The organism is Amycolatopsis sp. NPDC051061, assembly GCF_040682935.1.
Classification (GTDB): domain Bacteria; phylum Actinomycetota; class Actinomycetes; order Mycobacteriales; family Pseudonocardiaceae; genus Amycolatopsis.
On record NZ_JBFBBZ010000111.1, the window covers coordinates 1 to 5,818 of the forward strand.

The window sequence follows — 5,818 nt, forward strand, 5'->3', positions numbered from 1 at the left end:
GGAGCTCCGGCGAATTAACCGCTTTGTGCTTTAAGGGAAGACCTAATGTTAAATTTTTGGGTTCTGATTCAGCAGGTTATACTTCTGCTAATCAAACCGTCTATTTATATGATGGCTCAACATTACAAATAACTTCTGCTTTTGTAAAAGACAGAACAAATAATATTTATAAAAATTTTCCTATTAGTCCGGACATTCAAACAAATAATGCTAAAAGTTCTGCAATAAAATGGATAAAATCTCAAATAAAGTAAAGCAAAAAGACTTGCCAAGAAAAACATATGGTAAGTCTTTTTTGCTAGTCAAAACTTAACAGTTTTGACCTATTTTTAGCATGCAGATGAATAGTGCTTTTAGAGGAGGTCATAAGTCATGGTTAAAAGTAAAACGATTGAAAGCGTTTTAAGTTTCGTTTAAAAAAAGAGCTTTAAAATAGTCTTATCTCAATAACAATCGGTTGAATATCAGAAAAGCACTTAAACAGGAGTGCTTTTTTGTGTTCTTGCACAATTGCTTACAGAAATACCATGATTTGCGCTTTTAGCGTTTGGACGATAAATAATGCCAAAACAATTTTAAAACGGCTTAGAAAGCAAAATATGAGCCTATAGGACTATTCAAAGTCTTGTCCTCTCTCAAAGTAACCACGACCGCAAGGGAGTTCTTTTTATTAGCAGGTATGTGTCCAGTTAAAAAGGAGAGTGTACAAGCGGAGCGAAAAGAGCAAACAGGGAGTTAAAAATCAGAACACCAATTCAATGGTTTTGACTTTTTCTTTTGACCTTGATTTTTAATTTTTGAAAAAAATAAAAAAAGGCGAAGCCTATATTAATTTATCATATATATTTTAATCTTTTCTTCTTTTGCGTCAAAAAAAAGTGAGTGTTTTCAAGGGGTTAAAGAATAATATGTGGAGAAAAAACTGTTTATATATGGAGAAAAAACTGTTTATATATGGAGAAAAAACTGTTTATACATGGAGAATGTCTATTATCTTCTCCATGTATTATGGTATAATAAAAGCATGAAGAAACACTTTTCGTCGAGAGAATCTTCATGCGTATCTAAAAACACTCAAAGGAGCGTATTTCTATGTCTAGTATACCAAAAAATGAACAAAATCAGAAGCAGGTGCAAATCTTGAACGAATTATCAAAACGAAAAGTAGTGGAGCATAATTCTTTAATTACCAGCATTGCCAAAATGGATAAAACCCCACTCAAAATGTTTGAGTTAGCCGTATCGTGCATTGATACCGAAGAACCGCCTAAAGATCATACAGTCTATCTCTCAAAAGAAGAACTTTTTACGTTTTTTAAAGTTTCTGACAATGACAAACATAGTCGTTTCAAGCAGGCAGTTGAGAATATGCAGAAACAAGCTTTTTTCAAAATTAAAGAAAAAAAAGAACATGGGTTTGAGTTTGAAAATATCGTCCCTATTCCCTATGTAAAGTGGACCGATTATCATGATGAAGTTACTATTCGATTTAGTCCTGAAATCATGCCTTATCTAATCAATCTTAAAAAGAATTTCACACAACATGCCTTGTCCGATATTTCAGAACTCAATAGTAAACATTCTATCATCTTGTATCGTTGGTTATCCATGAATTATAACCAATACGAGCATTATAGTTATAAGGGTGGACGGAGAGAAGAACAAGTGGAAGCCTACCGCAATCCTTCAATTTCAATCCGAGAATTACGAGAAATGACGGATATAGTCAATGAATATAAACTTTTTGCAGATTTAGAAAAATGGATATTAAAAAAACCTTTGGAAGAAATCAATGATCATACTTCTTTTACCGTGACGTATGACAAAGTCAAAAAGGGGCGCTCGATTGATTCTATCGTCTTTCATATTACGAAAAAACGTCGAGCAGACGATAACAGCTACAAGTTGGAAGATAAAGTCTACCAAGAAGATAAAGCACGTAAAGCAGAAACCGAAGACATGCTGACGGTACAAGCCCTAAAAAGTCCGTATACCAAGCTGCTTATGGAACATTTCTTATTGTCTTATCTAGACTTGACGGATACTAAAATTCTTTCAGGCTTACAAGCACACGTGTACCCTCTCTATGACGAACTGAAAGACTTACGAGGTTTGAATGGGGTCAAAGACCACTTGTCTTATGTGAGAGCCAAGCGAGAAGACTACTCAAAGAAAAATATCACTAAGTATCTCAAAAAAGCAATCGAGCAATACCTACCCACGGTTAAAAGGCAGGACTTATGATGAGTGAAAAGTTAAAGACAATCAAAGAGCTTGCGGATGAAATAGGTGTTTCAAAGCAAGCTGTATGGCAAAAAATAAAAAAAGAATCGTCAATAGATTTACGTCAATTTACGTCAAAAAAAGGAAATACCGTTTACGTTGACGTTGATGGTCAAAAAGTTATTAAGAATGCTTTTTTTAACAAAACGTCAACTAAAAAACGTCAACAAAAAGTTTTTGTTGACGACAACGTGGATAATTCAGTTGATGACAATCCAGAGGGGAATGAAGAGATTTTATTTTTAAGGAATCTAGTGTCCGAACTCCAATCAGAAAAAAAAGATCTTCATAAGCTATTAGACCAGCAACAACGTCTAGCCTTACAGGATAAAAAAGTACTAGAAGAGTATAAATCAGAAATCAATGAATTGAAAGCTCTTAAAATGCCTCAGGAGGATATGAAAGATGGCTCGTCGATAAGGGGTGAGGCGCAGGAAGAAATCAATGAATTGAAAGCTCAATTGAGGTTATCAGAAAAAGAACGAAACAAGGCAAAAGAAAAAGAGCCGGTAAAAACAGAATCTAAAAAATGGTGGAAACTATGGAAATGAGGGGGATCAAATGAGTCATTCGGAACAAATGATTGAAAACCAGTTCATACAGATCTTAAGTGAGAAAGAAAATCAGTGGACTTATCGTCCGGACTTGAAGTCGGAAGAAGCACTTTGGCAAAACTTTAGAGGCCATTTGAACCGAATAAATTTAGCAGTATTGGAAGAGCAACTATTAACGGACAAAGAATTTAAGCAAGTCAAAGTCGAGTTTTCACGTTTGACCGGAACGCCTTTTTTAGCTTCTCAATGGCTTAGAGGAGAAAACGGGGTGGCTCAAGTTTTATTAGAGCGAGAAAATGGGAAAAAAGTGACTTTAGAAGCCTTTAGAAATAAGGATATCTCAGGAGGAACTTCTTCTTATGAGGTGGTTCACCAAGTGGTCCCAGATTCCTCTAGAGTAGATCGTAGAGATGTGAGCTTGCTGATTAATGGGCTCCCAATCATTCATATTGAGCTCAAAAAAGAGTCCGCTAAAGACGGTTTTATGCAAGCTTATTATCAAATTCAGCGTTATGCAGAAGATGGATTTTTTAAAGGGATTTACGCAACCACTCAAATCATGGTGATTTCCAATAAAGTTGATACCCGATACTTTGCAAGACCTAGTGAAGATACCGCTGAAGCCTATGCTCGGATGAAGAAGTTTTTATTTAATTGGCGGACTGAAGACAATCAAACGGTTTCCGATTTGTTTGATTTTACTCGTACAGTTTTGCGGATACCCGATGCCCATGAATTGATTAGCCAATATACCATTCTCGTCGATGATCAAAAAAATCAAAAATTCCTCATGGCTTTAAGACCTTACCAAATTCATGCTATTCGTAAGATTCGTCAAAAAGCTGCACAGCATGAAGGAGGATTTATTTGGCATGCGACAGGTTCAGGAAAGACCATTACCAGTTTTGTCGCAACGAAATTATTAGCACAAAATGCGATCGGTGTCGATCGTACGGTCATGGTTGTTGATAGAACAGACTTAGATGCTCAAACGCAGGATGAGTTTACGAAGTTTGCCTCGGAATATCATACCGGACAAACGACCGGAAATTCGGTAGCCAATACTTTGATTGTTGGGATCAAAAATCAAAAACAGTTGGCTCGAAACCTCCTTTCATCAAAAAATAATAATACGATTTTAGTGACCACGATTCAAAAACTCTCTGCGGCTATGCGAAGTGCCCAACAAGAGAGTGAAGAAAAAGGCTCGAATCAATTTGAGAAGCTACGGCAAGAACATATTGTTTTTATTGTTGATGAGGCTCATCGTGCGGTTAGTGATGAGGAAATGAAGCGAATTAAGAAAATATTACCCAATTCAACCTGGTTTGGATTAACGGGGACGCCTATTTTTGAACAAAATAAAAAGCAAGAAAATGGAACCTTTGCCAGAACGACGAGCCAGCAATACGGGCCACTCCTTCACTCCTATACAACCAAAAACGCTATGGATGATGGCGCTGTTTTAGGCTTTCAAGTCGAGTATCATTCACTGATTTCAGAAGAGGATCAAGAGGTAATTGTCACCCAACTCAATAAAGGAAAGTTACCAGACGATGTCTTACAACAAGAAAAATTGTTGCCTACGGAACTTTATGAAACAGATGAACATATTCGTACCATGTTACAAAAAATCTTTAATCGGAGAAGTGTGGTCAAAAAGTTCAAGGTACAGAATGGTTTTCCTACGATGTCAGCCATTCTTACCACTCACTCGATTGCCCAAGCCAAACATATTTACCGGATTTTAAAGGAAATGAAAGATAATGGGACACTCTTGAATGGGCGACAATTTGATGAACGTCATCAACTGATTGATAAAGATTTCCCAAGAGTAGCTATTACCTTCTCAACCAATCCGGATCAATTAGAAAAAAATGAACAAGACGATGAATTAGTAGAGATCATGAAAGAGTATGCGAAACAGTTTGATGCTTCTCCTTATCAAGATGAGAAACTCTACAATCAAAATATTAATAAACGGTTGGCCCGTAAGGAAAAGCAATATCAATCGGATGGTCAGTGGCTAGATTTTGTCATTGTTGTCGATCGTTTATTGACAGGCTTTGATTCTCCAACGATTCAAACCTTATATATTGATCGAGAAATGAACTATCAAAAGCTCCTTCAAGCGTTCTCAAGAACGAATCGTATTTATACAGGAAAAGATTCTGGGTTGATTGTCTCTTTTAGAAAGCCCTTCACCATGAAAGAAAATGTGCAAAACACGTTTCGTCTATTCTCAAATGAAAATCAAAACTTTGATCAACTGATTCCAAGAGAATATGAAGAAGTCAAAAAAGAATTTATCGAATGTTCAACACTTTATAAACAAAGCGAAGCCGACCTATCGGATAAACCCAATGATCTTAAAACGATGATTGCGCAAGTGAGTGCTTATCAAAAGCTAGAAAAGAGTTATAAAGCGCTCCGAAGCTATGATCAATACGAAGAGGACTTTGAAGCATTTTCAGAAGTAGTGGAGCAGATGCCACAATATCAAGGTAAAACGGAAAATGTTAAAACAAAGATTAAAGAAATGATCGAGGATGAGGAGCATCCTGAGGAAGACTTCGAGAAGCTTTTACAAGAGATTGCTTTTTCTTCGCAGCTCAATGCGACACATAAAGACATCGTGGATAGTTTTTATATTAATCAACTTTTGAAAGCGATTCAATTAAACGAAGCAGGGGCCGTTGAAAAATTTGAAAAAGAAATCCAACAAAAGGATCCTCAAATCCAAAAGATGTATCACACCTTGAAAGATCAACTCGTCAATACTACTGAAGAGATCGATGTGGCTCAATTAAAAGAGACTTCGATTCAAAATGAAATTCAAAGACAACTTCAAAAAGAAGCCGAAGAATTTGGATTATCCTTCGACTTTTTACAGTCTGCAATGAATGAATATCAAGGCGATAAGAAAACGATCCCTTATTTAACTCATATACTGGATTCGATGACCCTTAGTAAAGAAGAGT

The 5,818-nt window shown here is 36.2% G+C and carries 3 protein-coding genes and 1 pseudogene; all 4 read left to right on the forward strand.

The window, feature by feature from the left end:
• A pseudogene (locus AB0N03_RS51785) lies at window positions 1–254 on the forward strand (nisin-resistance protein); the annotation flags it as partial.
• Window positions 255–1,092: 838 nt separating this feature from the next.
• Window positions 1,093–2,244 carry a replication initiation protein gene (locus AB0N03_RS51790; protein WP_014570892.1) on the forward strand — a complete coding sequence of 384 codons (1,152 nt, stop codon included), beginning with the start codon at window positions 1,093–1,095 and terminating at the stop codon, window positions 2,242–2,244.
• Entirely contained in the window at window positions 2,244–2,834 is a 591-nt protein-coding gene (locus AB0N03_RS51795) for a RepB-like protein (protein ID WP_058212880.1), read from the forward strand. The genes AB0N03_RS51790 and AB0N03_RS51795 overlap by 1 nt, the downstream gene beginning before the upstream one ends.
• Before the next feature lie 10 nt (window positions 2,835–2,844).
• Window positions 2,845–5,818, forward strand: a 2,974-nt coding sequence (locus tag AB0N03_RS51800; protein WP_364388873.1) for an HsdR family type I site-specific deoxyribonuclease, incomplete at its 3' end; no start/stop codon positions are given.

Coding starts and splice junctions, on each gene's coding strand:
- AB0N03_RS51790 (WP_014570892.1), top strand. CDS start 1,093: ATGTCTAGTATACCAAAAAATGAACAAAATCAGAAGCAGGTGCAAATC.
- AB0N03_RS51795 (WP_058212880.1), top strand. CDS start 2,244: ATGAGTGAAAAGTTAAAGACAATCAAAGAGCTTGCGGATGAAATAGGT.